The following is a 15,248-nucleotide window of genomic DNA, read 5'->3' as shown; positions in this document are numbered from 1 at the left end:
CGTATGTTCTGTAATTTAATGGTAAATTATATGTGGTAGTCCTCAAACTAAGTCTCAATCCCCTTGGCGGGTCGTATGTTCTGTAATAAACAAGCGTGTATAATAGCGAAATTTCAGGTAAGGTCTCAATCCCCTTGGCGGGTCGTATGTTCTGTAATTTATGGTATAAATTTAAACGAGTGGCTTTATCATCATGTCTCAATCCCCTTGGCGGGTCGTATGTTCTGTAATAAAACTATTCACTATCCAAACAAAAAGTTAGAGAAACTATGTCTCAATCCCCTTGGCGGGTCGTATGTTCTGTAATAGCAAATCATACCTAAATTAAGGGATTTTAATAATTTTGAAAAACTTAATTTTTGCTTAAAACAAAAGTTTAACAAAATCATTAAGCTAAAAACCCCCTCTTTCAGTACTTTTACGTTTTGAGACATTCTTAAACAAAACTTAAAGCAAACTGTCAAGAATCTCATTTTCCTCCTTATTTTACTAAAAAAATCTCATCAAGTAAAGCGGCGTTTCCAAGTGCAACACCATAATCAATAATTTCGTAAATTCTTATATCGTCTTCCTCGGAATCGATTATATCACTTAAACATATTGCAAACTCAATCATTTCGGATTTTTGCATTTTTACATAAAAAATAGAATATTCTATTCTTACACCGATTTTTTCAAGTCTTTTAGCAACTTTTACAAGTCTTTTTTGATTTTTAATATCATACGCTATTAGAAATTCCAACTTTCACCTCACCTACAATATAACCGTTCTCATTTATTAAAAATACTTTCCTTTTTTGTGCCAATCTATAAAGATACTTCAAAGGAACGGAATTATGAACGGTTACATATACCGATTCAATATATTTGTATCCTATAATCATTTCACTTTCATTCAAAACTATTAAAAAATCTTTTTTCGGATAAATTTTGGCATATCTGTTTTTTATAATAAGTTTCTTAAGTGTGAAATTTTCTGATTTATCGGAAGATTTTCCGTAAATATTTTTATTTCTTTCCATAATTCTTTCCTTTTATTGTCTCTGAGTCTGAATCTGATATTAAAATCAGACTTTTTTACGACTTTATCGTTAAACAAATTAAAAACAAATTTATCAACATCACTTCTGAAAAATTCAAGCAAATCACTACTTAACGCATTATGAGAACGAAAAGGTTCATGAAGATAACCGATTTGGGGTTCAAAACCGAATAAAATAAGCTTATTTGTAATTTCATAATAAACGATAGTATACATATAACTCATTAATGCGTTCACTACATCTTCGGGCGGCTGTTTTGTTCTACAACCTTTTGTCAGATGTATGGGAAAAAGCTTAAAATATTCCGCAAAATATTTTCTGCTAAAAGCACCTTCAACTCCCATTAATTCTTCAATAGAATTTACCTTTTTTAAATCGTAACTAAAATCGATTTTTAAAAAACTGTTTTTTATTTTTCCTTCTATAATCCATTTAGCTATATCAAGTCTTTTATTTAAAGCATAAAACTGTGCTTTTTTCAGTTCGCCGTTTTTAGAATTTACCGGATAAATGAAAGAAAAATTTTTATTGTAAATAAGTATAGAAATATTTTCTTTCGTTATTTTTGAAACGGTTTTTGTATCAATTTCAATATCACCCGCTAAAATTAAAAAATCGATTTTACTAAGAGGATACTTTCGCTCTTCAAATATTAACGAACTGTTTTTAATTTCTATTTTCCCTTTTTTGTCAATAATCAAACGGTTCATATCACAATATCGCCTTTATTAAAATCAATCTCTTTAGCCGTTCCTAAAAAAACAAACTTCTTTACTCTTACTATATGGATTCTGTCTTTTTCTAAATCCATTTTAGCACTTAACTTTTTTGCCAAATCCAACATTTCCGATTTTGTCAAAAACGCCTCCACAGCACTTTTTTGACCGCCAAAAGCGTAAGAGTAAGCAGTTTTCCGGATTTTTGCTCTTCTTTTGTGATTTATAACGTCATAGGCAATAAGATATTTTTTCATTTCAAAAACTTTTTGTTTACATTATAAACAAAAAAGAAGACAAAAAATGACGTTTTAACTATTCGGAAAGATATTTCTGTATCATCTGCTCAAATTTTTCTTTAAGAGGTTCGGGAGAAACTATTTTTATATCCGGCAGCCATTTTTTCACAAGCATAAAAATTTCTTTTTCATTATTTACATAATACTTGAGTAATAAAAAATCATCCGATTTACTTATTACCGTCTGAGAGTTTAAAAATTTTTTGACCTCAAAAAACCTTGAAATTTTTTTATTTATTTTAAGTATCACCTCAAACGGCTTTTTATCATATAAAGAAAAAAGAGACTGAAAAGAAATAATAAAATCGAGTACTTTTTTTTCTTTTTTAAAAGTTTTAGAAGTATCCTCAATATAGGTTATAAAATTTATCCTCAAAAACTTAAAGCCGTTGTTGACATCATCGTCGCTCATTCCGCATAAATACCAGTTTCCTTCGGCAAATACGATTTTATAAGGTTTGAAATTTTCAAATATATAAAAATCATCACTTTTGTATACAACTTTTATTATTTTAGAAAATTTTATAGCATGTTTTAATTTTGAAAAAAAATGGGTTTTCATTAATTCTTCCACGGGCGATTCTTTTATATATATTAAATCATCAGAAACTATTTTTGTCAAAATTTTTTTATCAATACCTAAATATTTTAAAAATTTAGGATTTAAAGCATTAAGAATATTAGAAAATTTTTCAAAATCCGCCGAATCTTCTTTTTCAATTAAAATATTTTTGATATTTTTAAGCTGAACGAATACGTAACACCCTCTTTTTACCGTTATTTTTTTTACTCCGAAATATTCTTCAATTTCCTTTATATACCTTTGAAGCGTCCTTTTATTTACATCTAATTCCGCCGCATATTTTTCAATACATATCTGTTTGCCTTTTGCTATGTTTTCAAGCAGATTCAAAAACCTAAGTGTTTTCATTTTATCTTTATTTCTCCAAGCCCGAAAGTAGTTTGTTTGCCAACACCTATAAGCTCCCCTATTTTCAGCAAGTAATAAGATTTTTCGTCAATATATTCAAAATCGATTTCTCCCATTACACCACCGAAATTCATAGCGGTTTTTTGTCTATTGGAATATCTTTTAAAATCAATAAACGAAAAATTTTGTGAAGATATTGTATACTCAGGCGTAAAGGGGATTTTTGAAATGGGAATATTTTGAAGTTTATGAAGTTTATGATAAATAGTTCTTAAAATCGTTTCCACATTGACACCGTCTCTTACGAAAACACCTTTTTCCTTTACTCTCAAAGGCGTTAAAAACAAAACTTTACATTTCGTTTTTATATCTTCAATACTATATTCAAGAACTTCGTTTTCAAAATTTAAAAAATTTTTTCCGTCAAAAACCGGTTTATCGTTAAAATAGAGCTTAAAATTGATTTTGTTTCTCTTTTTCGTTATTCCTATTTCAGCAAAAGCCTTATACAACGCACTTACAACATAAGGAGCTTTTAGAGCATATCCTTCAAACAATAACAAATCAAAGCTCACGTTTCCGCTTAAATTTATTCTTAAACGGTATTTAGGGTCCTGTTTTTCAAAAAAATCGTAAAAAAGACATCCTTCTTTTGCAAAACATCCTTTACACTCTTTTGAAGGGTTTATACATACCACTTTTTTAAGTCCCACGCCAAAAGCTCCTCTTAATGTAGACCCGGTAAATCTATACGGTAAAACATACTCGCTTTTTAATGTAATTTTAGAATATTTAATCATATTCGCCTTTCAAAAAATTTTCTATTTTTTTTGCAAAATTTCTTTCCTCAATACTGACAAATTCTACATCATATAATTTTGCTCTTCTATGATACTTTTTTTCCACTTCCGAACCGGATATTATTAACGATTTAGAATCATAATCCAAAACTTTACGCAAAAAAGCATATTTAAACAAAAGTGTTTCGGCATCTTTTAAAAAATTTTTGAATTTACACTCTATTATACTCAAATGATTGTTTTTAATAACAAGCAGATCAAATTCGTTTTTGATTTCGTAATCCTCAATAACAGCTCCCATTAAAATATCATCGAATTCAAGTTTTTTTACAATCAAATATATATACATTTCAAATAAAGATCCGGTTATAGTTTTTTTATTTAAAGACAATTCTTTTTTACTCAATCCAAATCCCAATTTCATTAATATTTGTTTAATAGCCGGATAATCATCTATATTGACGGAATTTTGCGTAAGCTTTTTTTTAAAAACATTAAACTGATATCGGTATTTTTCAAACAATTCAGTTATTAACATTTCATTTTTTTCTGCAAAATCGGTTGTTTCATACGATAAAATTTCGGAGTTTTTCAATAAAAAATGCTCCCTTATACTCATAGGTTTGGCTTTTTTTCTTTTGATTATCCCGTTTCGGCCTATAATATGATATTCATTGTCAAAAATATCGTATGAAATGAATGTAACGCCTTTATTAAGCAGTTTTTGGGTCATTATGGTATTTAACGTGGCAAGTCCGTCGCTAATGTTGACATATACATCGCCTTTTGAGTTTTCGAGTATATATTTGCAGGCTTTATCAATCGCACTGCCGGAATCCTCGTCTATCCTTACAAAATGCTGCGTTATGTTTTTATTTTTTTCCATGCAGAAGTTTTTTACGCCCTCTTTAAACTTTCTGGCGTATCGCGAATCTCTTTTCGAATCGTCGGAAATAATTATATGTGTCGAAATATCATCGAAAAAATCATAAAAAACGGGAGCCACAGAAGAAAAAAAATCCCCTATTACACTAACTAATGTCATATTATGCCTTTTTCATACTATTTTTCTCAACTTTACAAGTACAAAGAAATTCGCTTTTAACCCTCTTAAAATTCAAGCAGTTCTTTCGAAATTTCCTTTTTAGGTTTTATTCCCGCTTTTTCCTTCAGCAGCTCCACCTGTCTTATAACGTTTCCTTTGCCGGAGACGAGTTTGCTTTTCGCACTGTCATACGATTTCTGAGCGGCGTCAAGCGATTTTCCTATTTTTTCGAAATCCTCCGTAAATCCCCTTACCTTATCGTAAAGGTTTTCGGCCGCTTTTACCACCTCATCTATATTTTTGGCCTGTTTTTCAAATCTCCAAGAACTCTCTATGGCGCGCAAAGAAACAAGAAGCGTCGCCGGGGATACGAGCACGACACGCTTTTTAAAGGCGTATTCGAAAAGTCCGGAGTCGTTTTCAAGCGCCAACATCAAAGCGTTTTCGACCGGAATGAACATAAATATGAAATCAAGCGAATTCACGCCTTTTAAATTTTCGTATCTTTTTTCGGCAAGCGTGTCTATGTGGTTTTTAATAGCCTGAATGTGGGCTTTTATATAGGTTTTATCCTCCGTTTTAATATATTCCTGGTATGCGCTAAGCGACGTTTTGGCGTCTATTATCACATCCCTGCCGTTTGGAAGATGGACAATTACGTCGGGACGGTAACGTTTGTTGTCCTCCCCGTTGAGACTCACTTCCCTTTCATATTCCCTTCCTTTTTCAAGTCCGCTCAGTTCAAGCACCCTTTCAAGCACAAGCTCCCCCCAGTTTCCCTGCGTTTTGCTTTCCCCTTTGAGGGCTTTCGCAAGGTTTTGGGCATCGTCCGAGAGTCTGCTGCTGAGCTCTTTAAGGTTTTTAAGCTCATTTTGAAGGGCGCTTATCTTTTCAGCCTCTTCTTTGCTTAAAAACTCCACTTTTTCTTTAAACTCTTTCATCTGGTTTTGCAAGGGGCTCAGAATTTGCGAAAGGCTTTCTTTGGAAACCCTCGCCATTTTTTCATTTGTTTTTTCAAGAATACGGTTTGCAAGATTTTCAAAACTCTCTTTTAATTTTTCTTCGCTTTTTTTAAGAAGCTCCATTTTTTCCTCAAAAGATTTCTGGGACTCTTCTATTTTAGTCAAAAGTTCCCTGTTTTCAGCCGATAAAAAGCCGTTTTGCTTTCTGAGTTCTTTAACCTCTTTATAAATATTTTCCATTTCGTCTTCTTTTTGATTCAGTACGGCTTTTACAAAATCGTATTTCGTCTGGATTTCTTTGAGTTTTTCCCTTGTCTGTGAACACTCTTTTTCCATATTTTCGAATTTTTTCTTATATTCCACAAGATTTTGTATTTTTTCAAGATGAGCCGCATTTTGAGTTTTTTCGTAATGAAGCGCCGCGTTCAGTTCTCTCAGTGCGTTTTCCTTTTCCTTAATTTCTTCATTAAGCATATGGTTCCTGCCCTTTAAAACAATAACCAAAACCCCCAGTATAATGATAATTCCTCCCAAAACACCCATAATCAGATATAGATTGTCCATTTTTCATCCTTCAAATAAGTTTTTCGAACCTTCTTAACAGTTTACGCCTTTGCGAGACATCGGGCAGCTGTTTTTCAACCTCTTTCCAAAAAGCCGGAGAATGGTTTTTATGTTTTATGTGGGCAAGTTCGTGAACCACGACATATTCTATCAGCTCTTTTGGCAGCTGGGCCAGATAATAATTCAGGCTTATGGCGTTTTTCGCACTGCAGCTTCCCCATCTCGTTTTGTTAAACCTAAAAGAGACGCCCCCGGGATACAGTTTCATTTTCTCACTGTATATTTTAACATATCGCAAAGCCACCGGAGGCAGTTTTTCTTTAAAAATCTCCCTTACGTCCATTCCATTCCTGTCGTATTTTTCGCCGAAAAGATAAAAAAACTCCTTATTTTCAAGTTTATGAACGATATGTTCGGCATGTTTTAATATAAATTTTTCTATATTAAGCCTCGGCACAAACCTGTTGCATCTGATTTCCACAAACCCGTCTTTTACCTCCAGATAAAGGTTTTTAATGGGCTTTTTAACAACTTTATATCTTATTTCCACCCCGTTGAAAAACAGTTTATCCATTTCTTTTCTTCATAAATTCCACAATTTTTCCGTGAAACCTTGCAAAGCAGAGGTTCAAATCGCTCTCATAAATTTCCTCAAGTCTGTGCCAGTTCTCCTCCACACCCCTTTCGCACCATTCCCTCATATCGTCATACGTTTCAAATTCATATCCGTGTTTTTTCAAAAGTTTTTTCGTATAGGCGTCCACAACCATAATATCCCTCCCGCAGGCATAACACAGAATCGAATCGGCCGTTTCAAACCCTATGCCTTTTTGAGATAAAAGCCACTCCCTGTCAACATTTTCTCTGAACGTTTCAAAATCACCGAAATCCCTTAAAATATTCCTGCTTAAAGCTATAAGCCTTTTTGACTTTTGGTTGTAAAACCCGGCGGGTTTTATAATTTCCGCCAAAAACACAGGTTCTAAACTCGCTATATCTTCCACTCTCCATTTTTCATTTTCCATTTTCCATTGATTAAGGGCTTTTTCCACATTTTCCCATTTTGTATTCTGGGTAAGAACAGCCCCTACAACAACTTCAAACGTTCCGTAATTAGGCCACCACCGTTTCGGTTTATCCGCAAGCAGGTTTTTGTTTCTGAGTTCCGTTAACAGTTCGTAGGAATTACTGAATTCCATTTTCATCCTTTTTTTCCGTCCATACCGCTTCCTGAGTCACAGTAAGCTCACCGTCGTCAACGGCTTTAAGTTTTTTTGCCTCAACCGTTTTTTTACCGTCAGTTTTTATTAAAAGCGCCTGAAAAATCCTCCCGCACCTGTCTTTAACGTCAAAATTATGTTTAAGTCCCGTCAGCATATGCGCTATCGGGGCTTTTTCCTCCATTCCTATCACATTGTCCCTGCATCCGCTAAGACCTATGTCGGTAAGGTAACAGGTACCGTCTTTTATTTCAAGATCATCCGTGCCTATATGGGTATGGGTTCCCACAACCGCCCCGACCCTGCCTTTAAGCATCAGGTACATAGCCCTTTTTTCAGCGGTCGCTTCGGCGTGAAAATCCACAAATACGTATTTGTCTTTTCCTTCCACAAAATTATTAAGCTCGATAAAAGGGTTTTTGCCGTAAGGCATCGCAAATATCCCCATAACGCTTACTATTACAATATTTTCGTCTTCGTAATACCATTCGCCCGGAGCTTCGAAATAATTAAGAGGTCTTAGTATCTTATTCTCCTCAAGCAGTTTAAAAGCGTCTTTTTTTTTGTCAAACGTGTGGTTTCCTCCCGTAAACACGTCTATACCCGCACTCTTCAGCTCGTTATACACTTTTTCGGTTATTCCGAAGCCGTGGGCCGCGTTTTCGTAATTTGCTATAACGTAGTCTATTTGAAAGTTTTTCTTAATTTCGGGAAGAAACCTTTTAACCGCCTTTCTGCCGGGTTTACCCACTATATCGCCTATAAAAAGTATATTCATTTAATTTCCTTTTAATTTTTGTATAATTTGATATGAAAAAATTAATTATTCTAATTTTATCAACAATTCTGTTCGCTTCCAACATCGTTGTTTTGAAAAAAAAGGAAAAAGAGACAAACTCCACCATAATAAAAGAAGAGATGTTCATAAAAAACATCGTCATAAATTCAATAAACTCCATAGTTCCGGACGTACTTGAAGTAACTCCCAAAGAACACTTTCTTAAAATAAAAATAGATTACGACTTAAAAGCCAGGGCGCTAAAAGCCCGTGTAAATTTAAGGGTGATACTTCCTTCTTTGGAAAAACAGCTGACCATAATAAAAAACGGAAACAATCCGACAAGGTTCAGGCAAAGAAACATATCTTTAAAATTAACCCCTCTTCTTAGAATATACAACGGTCTGCCGGAAATACTGATTCATAACACGGCGACGGTAACGAACATTTTAAATACGGAAATAAATTTCGGTGAAACGGTGGACGTTTACACCGTAAACAGAGAAATTCACGAAAACACGGCATTTACCGTAAAAAAAGACTCCCTTCTTTTTAAAATAAACAAATCCTTCTCTTCAACGGAACCCGGGAATATGCACTACTATTACGGTACGTATCTGTACAACGACTATATTAAATTCATAAGAATTTACGGATTCGAAATGGGGGGAGAAACCGACCTCAAACCAGTGCTTTATTATTATAAATTATTTTTCACATACAGACACGTCCTTTTTAACAAAAGGTATATGTTTTTGGAATTTTCCCCTTATATCCTGTTTTCAAAAGAACACGAATACAGGTTTAAAACCTTCGCAAACATATCTATTAATTTCAGATTTTAGATAAAATTTCATTAAAAAGGCCTGAAATGATTAAAGCTTTAAGAGGTATGAAAGACATCGAAGATCCCCGCTTTTTGAAAATATTCGACACCACCCGTGAAATTGCCGAAAATTACGGATACTCGTACATCGAAACACCTGTTTTGGAAGAAACTTCGCTTTTTAAAAGAAGCGTAGGGGAAAGCAGCGATATTGTAAATAAAGAGATGTACCAGTTTATCGACAAAGGCGGAAACGACGTGTGCTTAAGACCCGAAGGCACCGCCGGGGTCGTCAGAAGCTTTATAGAGCACAAATACGACAAAGCCCAAACACCCAAAAGATTCTGGTATTTCGGCCCCATGTTCAGGTATGAAAGACCCCAGAAAGGCAGGCTCAGGGAATTCCACCAGTTCGGAATCGAAAGTTTCGGGGAGCCGAGCATATATGAGGATATAAACATAATAGCAATGGCGGCGGATATTTTCGACGCCCTCGGAATCGATTACACTCTGAAAATAAATTCGCTCGGATGCAGTGAGTGTATGCCTAAATACAGGGAAAAACTGGTCGGGTTTTTAAACACACACAAAAATGAGCTTTGTGAAGACTGCCAGAGAAGAATTACACAAAACCCCATAAGAACGCTCGACTGTAAAGAGCAAAGCTGTCAGGCGGTTTTAAAAGACGCTCCGAAAATTACGGACAATCTGTGCGAAAACTGTCAAAAAGATTTCGAAATTCTGAAAAAAGGGCTTGAAAATTTAGAAATTGAATACGAAGTGGATAAAAACCTCGTAAGAGGGCTTGATTACTATTCGAAAACAACATTCGAATTCGTCTCAACCGAGATAGGGGCGCAAAGCGCAATAGCCGGAGGCGGAAGATACGACAGACTCGTGGAATTTTTAGGCGGCAAACCGACACCGGGCGTTGGGTTCGCCATAGGAATTGAAAGAATTATGGAACTTGTAAATACCGAAAAAGAAAGAGAAGGGATTTATGTAGGCGTAATGCTTGAAGAAGCTCTTGATTTTGCGCAAAAAGAGGCCAAAAACTTAAGAAAAAAACAAAAAGTTTATTTCGAACCAAAGGTAAAATCCCTAAAAGCACACCTTAAAGCGGCGGATAAAGGCAGTTACAAAAAAGCTATGATAGTGGGTGAGGAGGAGCTGAAAAACAAAACGTTTTTTGAAAAAGAGCTGTAAATGAAAATTCATCTTTTTCACCCGTTTAACTTCGTTCACATCAAACCAAAAGGCTGAAAAATGAACTACGGCATAGACATCTGGGGGGCGAACAACTTTTTTATAGAAAACGGAAAACTGAAAATCAATTACGGAAACCAGCCGGCTTTGATAGAAATAATGGAAGAAATAGAGGAAAAAGGAATAAAGGGCCCTGTTCTTCTTCGTTTCCCTCATCTTATTAGAAAACAGATAAACTCCCTTTACACGTCATTCAACAAAGCCATTAAGGAATTCGAATACAAAGGGACTTTTAAAGCGGTTTTCCCCCTTAAGGTAAACCAGTTTCCGAGTTTTTTAAAACCCCTTATAAAAATAGCCAAACGATACAATTACGGGCTTGAGGCCGGAAGCAAGGCCGAACTCATCCTTGCGATGGCGTACAACAACAAAACGGCTCCCATTACCATAAACGGCTTCAAAGATAAAGATATGATAAGGCTCGCCTTTATAGCCGGATTTATGGGTTTTAACGTCACCATTACCATAGAAGGGCTCAACGAGCTCAAATCCATTATTGAAGTCAGCGGCGAATATCACAAAATGCCCGTAAATATCGGTATCAGAATCAGACTCCACACATCAGGAGTCGGAATATGGGCAAAAAGCGGAGGAATTGAGAGTAAATTCGGACTGAGCTCCACGGAAATTATAGAAGCTATTGAAATTTTAAAACAAAACGGAATGCTTGATAAATTAAAAATGATTCATTTTCATATAGGAAGTCAGATTAATGACATTTCACCGCTTAAAAAAGCGATAAGGGAAAGCGGAAATATATATGCAGATCTTAGAAAACTCGGTGCCAAAAACCTAAGCGCCATAAATATAGGCGGAGGTCTTGCAATTGAGTATTCGCAGTGGGAAGAAAAAAGGGATAAAAACTATTCGATTAAAGAATTCAGCAACGACGTCGTATATCTTTTAAAAGAAATTTCAAACAAAAAGCAGGTTCCCATGCCTGATATTTTCACCGAAAGCGGCCGTTTTATCGCATCTCCTTCCACTATTCTAATAGCACCCGTGATTGAGCTTTTCTCTCAGGAATACAGTGAAAAATCACTCAGACTTAAAAATAAAAATCCCGATTTGGTGGAAGAGCTTTTTGATTTATACGATACAATTAATGAAAATAATTATATAGAATATTTCCATGACGCACTGGATCACTTCGAAAGTCTTTTAACTCTTTTTGATCTCGGGTATATAGATCTGATTGACAGAAGCAACAGCGAAATACTTGTTCATTTGATAATCAAAAAAGCTCTAAGCTACGCAACTGCAAGGGGACTTAAAAACAAAGAGCTTAAATCAATCAACGAAAAAATACAGGAAAAATATCTTGCAAATTTTTCAATATTTCAAAGTCTTCCGGATTTTTGGGGACTCGGACAGAGGTTTCCTGTAATGCCGCTTACAAAACTGAATATTACGCCAAACAGAAGTGCAACCATATGGGATATTACATGCGACAGCGACGGTGAAATACCTTTTAGCAAAAAAAACCCTATATATCTTCATGATGTGAATCTTTCAAAAGAAAAATACTATATCGGATTTTTTCTCGTCGGCGCATATCAGGAAATACTCGGAATGAAACACAATCTTTTCAGTTTTACGAACGAAGCCATAATAAGCTTCGACGAAGAGGGCAACCACAAAATAGACTTTCTCGAACCCACTCAGAAAATAAGGGAGGTTTTAATAGATCTCGATTACGACATAAACGAACTTGAATGGAAACTTAAAGACAACATAGAAAAAAACATAAAAAACGAAGAGGAACAAAAAGAAATTTTAGGAGAGCTGTTTTTGCTCCTTAACGATATGGTTTATCTTAAAGATTAATCATTTGAAGGGACGATATCCTCCCTTTTTATAAGATTGTCGACTTTGAGGATGGTAATAATCCTTCCGTCGTCCATCCTTCCCACCCCTTCTATTATGTCGTCTTCATTCGAATATGTATCGGGCGGCGGAAGTATGTTTTTTTTCTGAATCCTTAGAGCCGAAGTAAGCCTGTCGATTATAAAAGCCACATCTTCACCCTTTATTTTCATAACTATAAAACGGGTGTTTTCGTCTATATCATTTGCGGAAACGCCGAATTTAATTCTTAAGTCTATAAGCGGCAGCACATTTCCCCTAAGGTTAAAAACACCCAGTACATAATCGGGAGTAAAAGGCACCTGTGTCCATTCTATAGGTTTTATAATCTCCTGGATGGAAAGAATCGGCACCGCAAACTCCTCTTCCCCGACGATAAAACCCACAAGCTGAACGATCTCCTCGGATACGTTCTCCTCCGGCTGTGTAAGAGAGTGCTGCTGTTTTACTATTTCATTCAAGCTGCCCATAACTAACCTTTATAATTTTAAATTTCTTTTTACAACGTTTTGCAGATATTCCGACGTATAAGGTTTGGTTATGTACTCGTTCATTCCGACCTCGACGCCTCTAACCCTGTCGGATTTCGTCGTTCTGCTTGTCACCGCTATAAGAGGCAGTTTTCTGTATTTGTTGTATTTTCTGATCTCCTGCGCAAGCGTATACCCGTCCATCCTCGGCATTTCTATATCTATGAGCATGGCGTCCACTTCGTTGTTTTTAAGCATCTGAAGCGCCTCAAGCCCGTCTTTGGCCTCGATTAAATTAACACCGAGCTCTTCAAGGGCGTTTCTCATTATTTTTCTGTCCATGGCACTGTCGTCCACAAGCATTACCGTATAATCGCTCGGTTTTTCTTTTTTCTTTTTGGCTTCGTTTAAAGATTCGGTAACTATTTTTCTGTTATGCGTCTCTTTTGCAAGCCCCATAAGACTGCCGACGTCTATAATAAGTGTAACCCTTCCGTCCCCTCTTATCGTAGCTCCGGCAATTCCCGGAATACCTTTTAAAAATTCCCCCAAAGATTTTATAACTATTTCCTCCTGGCCTATAAACCTATCCACTATAAGGCCTATTTTTGTGGCTCCAAGACCCAAAATCACCACATAAAGGTATTTGTCGGGCTCGAGGACTTTTTCAATTTCAAAAATATCGGCCATATTTACAAGCGGAAGCACCTCCTCTCGCAGTTTAAGAACGCTTTTTCCTTCAATGGTGTATATATCTTCTTCCACAATTCTTACAGTCTCAATAACATTTGAAAGAGGCACAGCAAAAAGATCTTCCTGGCTTGCTACAAGAAGCGCCTGGATAATGGCAAGGGTAAGAGGGATTTTCAGTTTAAACGTACTTCCTTTTCCGGGTGCGGAATCGACCTCTATAATTCCGTTTAATTTTTCTATATTCGTTTTTACCACATCCATCCCAACACCGCGGCCGGAAACGTTAGTAACTTTTGCAGCCGTCGAAAATCCGGGCTTGAATATAAGCATAAACGCTTCTTTGTCGCCCATATTGGCCGCTTCGCTTTCGGTAATAAGCCCTTTTTCTATAGCTTTTTGTTTAAGAATTTCGGGATCCATACCCTTTCCGTCGTCTTTTATTTCGATGACAATCATATTTCCTTCGTTATAAGCCCTCAGCCACACCGTGCCTTCTTCCGGTTTTCCTTTTGCTATTCTCTCTTCCGGGGGCTCTATGCCGTGATCAACCGAGTTTCTGATCATATGAACGAGCGGATCACCGATTTCTTCTATTATGGATTTGTCAAGTTCGGTTTCTTCCCCTTCTATTATCAGTTTCACTTTTTTGCCGAGTTCCCTTGAAAGGTCCCTGACAAGTCTCGGAAATTTATTGAACACTTTACCGATGGGAAGCATTCTCGTTTTCATAACCGCAATCTGCAAATCGGTGGTGACAATGGATATGCTCGAAACAACCTGGTTGAGCTCTTCAAGGAATTTTTCACCTTCGTATCTTTCTTCCACATCGTTATAAATTTTAATAAGCCTGTTTTTGGCGAGAACAAGCTCACCGATTAAGTTCATAAGCTGATCAAGCCTTTTTACGTCCACCCTGATTGTCTGCTCGGCGACGGACGGAATTGATTTTTTAACCTCTTTTTTCTTTTGTTCTTTTGATAGTTCCTGTTTTTTTGCAGGGGTTATCTGGGCTTTTTCTTCCTTGTTTTCTTTTTGGGCTTTTTCCTCTTCTTTCGGATGTTCATTTTCCTGCGGTGTTTGCCGGTTTCTAAGATTAACAAGATGTTCCAAAACGGCGTCGGCCTCTTCGGGAGGCAAGGAGTCGAGATCAATTTCATCGGCATTTTCAAGCGTTATTTTTTCAAGATCTATACCCGTTTTTTTAGATTCCGATTCGTTTCTGAGTTTTACAAGATGCTCAAGCACCGCATCAAGCTCTTCGGGTTCGAGGGAGTCGAGATCAATTTCATCGGCATTTTCCAGGGTTATTTCGTCCAGATTCACTTTTCCGACGATATTTCCTTTTTCCTCCCCCCTTTCTTCAGACGCTTTAGCGTTAACTATCGAATCAAGCTTGGCAACGATAGGCTCTATGTCTATTTCCGGAGCCGTATCCTCCCCGTTGTCCCTTATATATTCCAAAATCCCTTTCATAGCGTCCACAGATTCTAAAATCACATCCATAATTTCAGGTGTAATAGTAAGCTCGCCTTTCCTCGCCTTATCCAAAACGGCTTCCATATGGTGGGTAAGACGGGTAAGCTTGTCAAAATTCAAAAAACTGCCGCTTCCTTTTATTGTATGGGCCACCCTGAATATCTTATTTAAAAGATCCAGATCATCAGGAGAGTTTTCAAGCTCAACCAAATCCTGATCCATCTCCTCAATCATTTCAAACGCTTCTATGAGGAAATCTTCCAATAACTCCTGAATTTCGTCCATATCAAGCC

16 protein-coding genes are annotated in these 15,248 nt (G+C 36.2%); 3 read left to right on the top strand and 13 right to left on the bottom strand.

What is annotated here, in order from left to right; all coding sequences use genetic code 11:
- The 11 genes from ACXJIE_RS03365 to ACXJIE_RS03315 all read right to left on the bottom strand — a co-directional run.
- Window positions 1–202: hypothetical protein (locus ACXJIE_RS03365; RefSeq protein WP_456479569.1), on the bottom strand; the 202-nt coding region annotated here is incomplete at its 3' end.
- A 279-nt stretch (window positions 203–481) separates the two neighbouring features.
- Complete coding sequence (gene cas2 / locus ACXJIE_RS03360) at window positions 482–742, bottom strand: CRISPR-associated endonuclease Cas2 (RefSeq protein ID WP_456479568.1); 261 nt, start codon at window positions 740–742, stop codon at window positions 482–484.
- A 204-nt stretch (window positions 743–946) separates the two neighbouring features.
- Window positions 947–1,753, bottom strand: coding sequence for a CRISPR-associated endonuclease Cas1 (cas1, locus tag ACXJIE_RS03355; protein ID WP_456479567.1), 807 nt, complete (start codon window positions 1,751–1,753; stop codon window positions 947–949).
- Window positions 1,750–2,016: a CRISPR-associated endonuclease Cas2 gene (cas2, locus tag ACXJIE_RS03350; protein WP_456479566.1), complete on the bottom strand. Its 267-nt coding sequence runs from the start codon at window positions 2,014–2,016 to the stop codon at window positions 1,750–1,752. The genes cas1 and cas2 (ACXJIE_RS03350) overlap by 4 nt, the downstream gene beginning before the upstream one ends.
- Before the next feature lie 58 nt (window positions 2,017–2,074).
- Window positions 2,075–2,989: a helix-turn-helix transcriptional regulator gene (locus ACXJIE_RS03345; RefSeq protein ID WP_456479565.1), complete on the bottom strand. Its 915-nt coding sequence runs from the start codon at window positions 2,987–2,989 to the stop codon at window positions 2,075–2,077.
- Window positions 2,986–3,789, bottom strand: a complete 804-nt coding sequence (cas6, locus tag ACXJIE_RS03340; RefSeq protein ID WP_456479564.1) for a CRISPR system precrRNA processing endoribonuclease RAMP protein Cas6 — start codon at window positions 3,787–3,789, stop codon at window positions 2,986–2,988. The genes ACXJIE_RS03345 and cas6 overlap by 4 nt, the downstream gene beginning before the upstream one ends.
- Entirely contained in the window at window positions 3,782–4,834 is a 1,053-nt protein-coding gene (locus ACXJIE_RS03335; protein WP_456479563.1) for a Card1-like endonuclease domain-containing protein, read from the bottom strand. Before ACXJIE_RS03335 ends, cas6 begins: the two co-directional genes overlap by 8 nt.
- Window positions 4,835–4,899: 65 nt before the next feature.
- Window positions 4,900–6,360: a DNA recombination protein RmuC gene (locus tag ACXJIE_RS03330; protein ID WP_456479562.1), complete on the bottom strand. Its 1,461-nt coding sequence runs from the start codon at window positions 6,358–6,360 to the stop codon at window positions 4,900–4,902.
- A gap of 10 nt (window positions 6,361–6,370) precedes the next feature.
- A complete protein-coding gene (locus ACXJIE_RS03325) occupies window positions 6,371–6,934 on the bottom strand; it encodes a M48 family metallopeptidase (protein WP_456479561.1) in 564 nt (187 codons plus the stop codon).
- Window positions 6,927–7,559, bottom strand: a complete 633-nt coding sequence (locus ACXJIE_RS03320) for a 3-methyladenine DNA glycosylase (protein ID WP_456479560.1) — start codon at window positions 7,557–7,559, stop codon at window positions 6,927–6,929. Before ACXJIE_RS03320 ends, ACXJIE_RS03325 begins: the two co-directional genes overlap by 8 nt.
- Window positions 7,546–8,358, bottom strand: a complete 813-nt coding sequence (locus ACXJIE_RS03315; RefSeq protein ID WP_456479559.1) for a TIGR00282 family metallophosphoesterase — start codon at window positions 8,356–8,358, stop codon at window positions 7,546–7,548. The genes ACXJIE_RS03320 and ACXJIE_RS03315 overlap by 14 nt, the downstream gene beginning before the upstream one ends.
- 32 nt (window positions 8,359–8,390) lie before the next feature.
- Here ACXJIE_RS03315 and ACXJIE_RS03310 point away from each other — a divergent pair, with 32 nt between their 5' ends.
- Genes ACXJIE_RS03310 through speA form a run of 3 tightly spaced genes read left to right on the top strand, consistent with a single transcriptional unit; the run spans window position 8,391 to window position 12,277 of the window.
- Entirely contained in the window at window positions 8,391–9,203 is an 813-nt protein-coding gene (locus ACXJIE_RS03310; RefSeq protein WP_456479558.1) for a hypothetical protein, read from the top strand.
- Window positions 9,204–9,229: 26 nt separating this feature from the next.
- A complete protein-coding gene (gene hisS, locus ACXJIE_RS03305; RefSeq protein WP_456479557.1) occupies window positions 9,230–10,390 on the top strand; it encodes a histidine--tRNA ligase in 1,161 nt (386 codons plus the stop codon).
- Between the two features lie 60 nt (window positions 10,391–10,450).
- Window positions 10,451–12,277 (top strand): biosynthetic arginine decarboxylase, encoded by a 1,827-nt coding sequence (gene speA / locus ACXJIE_RS03300; RefSeq protein WP_456479556.1) that lies wholly within the window; start codon window positions 10,451–10,453, stop codon window positions 12,275–12,277.
- Here speA and ACXJIE_RS03295 read toward each other — a convergent pair.
- Together ACXJIE_RS03295 and ACXJIE_RS03290 are read right to left on the bottom strand one after the other, a co-directional pair.
- Window positions 12,274–12,786 carry a chemotaxis protein CheW gene (locus ACXJIE_RS03295; RefSeq protein ID WP_456479555.1) on the bottom strand — a complete coding sequence of 171 codons (513 nt, stop codon included), beginning with the start codon at window positions 12,784–12,786 and terminating at the stop codon, window positions 12,274–12,276. The genes speA and ACXJIE_RS03295 overlap by 4 nt on opposite strands.
- Window positions 12,787–12,795: 9 nt before the next feature.
- Entirely contained in the window at window positions 12,796–15,240 is a 2,445-nt protein-coding gene (locus ACXJIE_RS03290) for a hybrid sensor histidine kinase/response regulator (protein ID WP_456479554.1), read from the bottom strand.
- Window positions 15,241–15,248 lie beyond the last annotated feature (8 nt).

Source organism: Nautilia sp., assembly GCF_053994455.1.
Note: the sequence above shows the minus strand (reverse complement) of the source record. Positions and strands in the feature narration are given on the sequence as shown.

Excerpts from the sequence above, each read along its gene's own strand:
- cas1 (WP_456479567.1), bottom strand. The coding sequence starts at position 1,753 with ATGAACCGTTTGATTATTGACAAAAAAGGGAAAATAGAAATTAAAAAC.
- cas2 (WP_456479566.1), bottom strand. The coding sequence starts at position 2,016 with ATGAAAAAATATCTTATTGCCTATGACGTTATAAATCACAAAAGAAGA.
- ACXJIE_RS03345 (WP_456479565.1), bottom strand. The coding sequence starts at position 2,989 with ATGAAAACACTTAGGTTTTTGAATCTGCTTGAAAACATAGCAAAAGGC.
- cas6 (WP_456479564.1), bottom strand. The coding sequence starts at position 3,789 with ATGATTAAATATTCTAAAATTACATTAAAAAGCGAGTATGTTTTACCG.
- ACXJIE_RS03335 (WP_456479563.1), bottom strand. The coding sequence starts at position 4,834 with ATGACATTAGTTAGTGTAATAGGGGATTTTTTTTCTTCTGTGGCTCCC.
- ACXJIE_RS03330 (WP_456479562.1), bottom strand. The coding sequence starts at position 6,360 with ATGGACAATCTATATCTGATTATGGGTGTTTTGGGAGGAATTATCATT.
- ACXJIE_RS03325 (WP_456479561.1), bottom strand. The coding sequence starts at position 6,934 with ATGGATAAACTGTTTTTCAACGGGGTGGAAATAAGATATAAAGTTGTT.
- ACXJIE_RS03320 (WP_456479560.1), bottom strand. The coding sequence starts at position 7,559 with ATGGAATTCAGTAATTCCTACGAACTGTTAACGGAACTCAGAAACAAA.
- ACXJIE_RS03315 (WP_456479559.1), bottom strand. The coding sequence starts at position 8,358 with ATGAATATACTTTTTATAGGCGATATAGTGGGTAAACCCGGCAGAAAG.
- ACXJIE_RS03310 (WP_456479558.1), top strand. The coding sequence starts at position 8,391 with ATGAAAAAATTAATTATTCTAATTTTATCAACAATTCTGTTCGCTTCC.
- hisS (WP_456479557.1), top strand. The coding sequence starts at position 9,230 with ATGATTAAAGCTTTAAGAGGTATGAAAGACATCGAAGATCCCCGCTTT.
- speA (WP_456479556.1), top strand. The coding sequence starts at position 10,451 with ATGAACTACGGCATAGACATCTGGGGGGCGAACAACTTTTTTATAGAA.
- ACXJIE_RS03295 (WP_456479555.1), bottom strand. The coding sequence starts at position 12,786 with ATGGGCAGCTTGAATGAAATAGTAAAACAGCAGCACTCTCTTACACAG.
- ACXJIE_RS03290 (WP_456479554.1), bottom strand. The coding sequence starts at position 15,240 with ATGGACGAAATTCAGGAGTTATTGGAAGATTTCCTCATAGAAGCGTTT.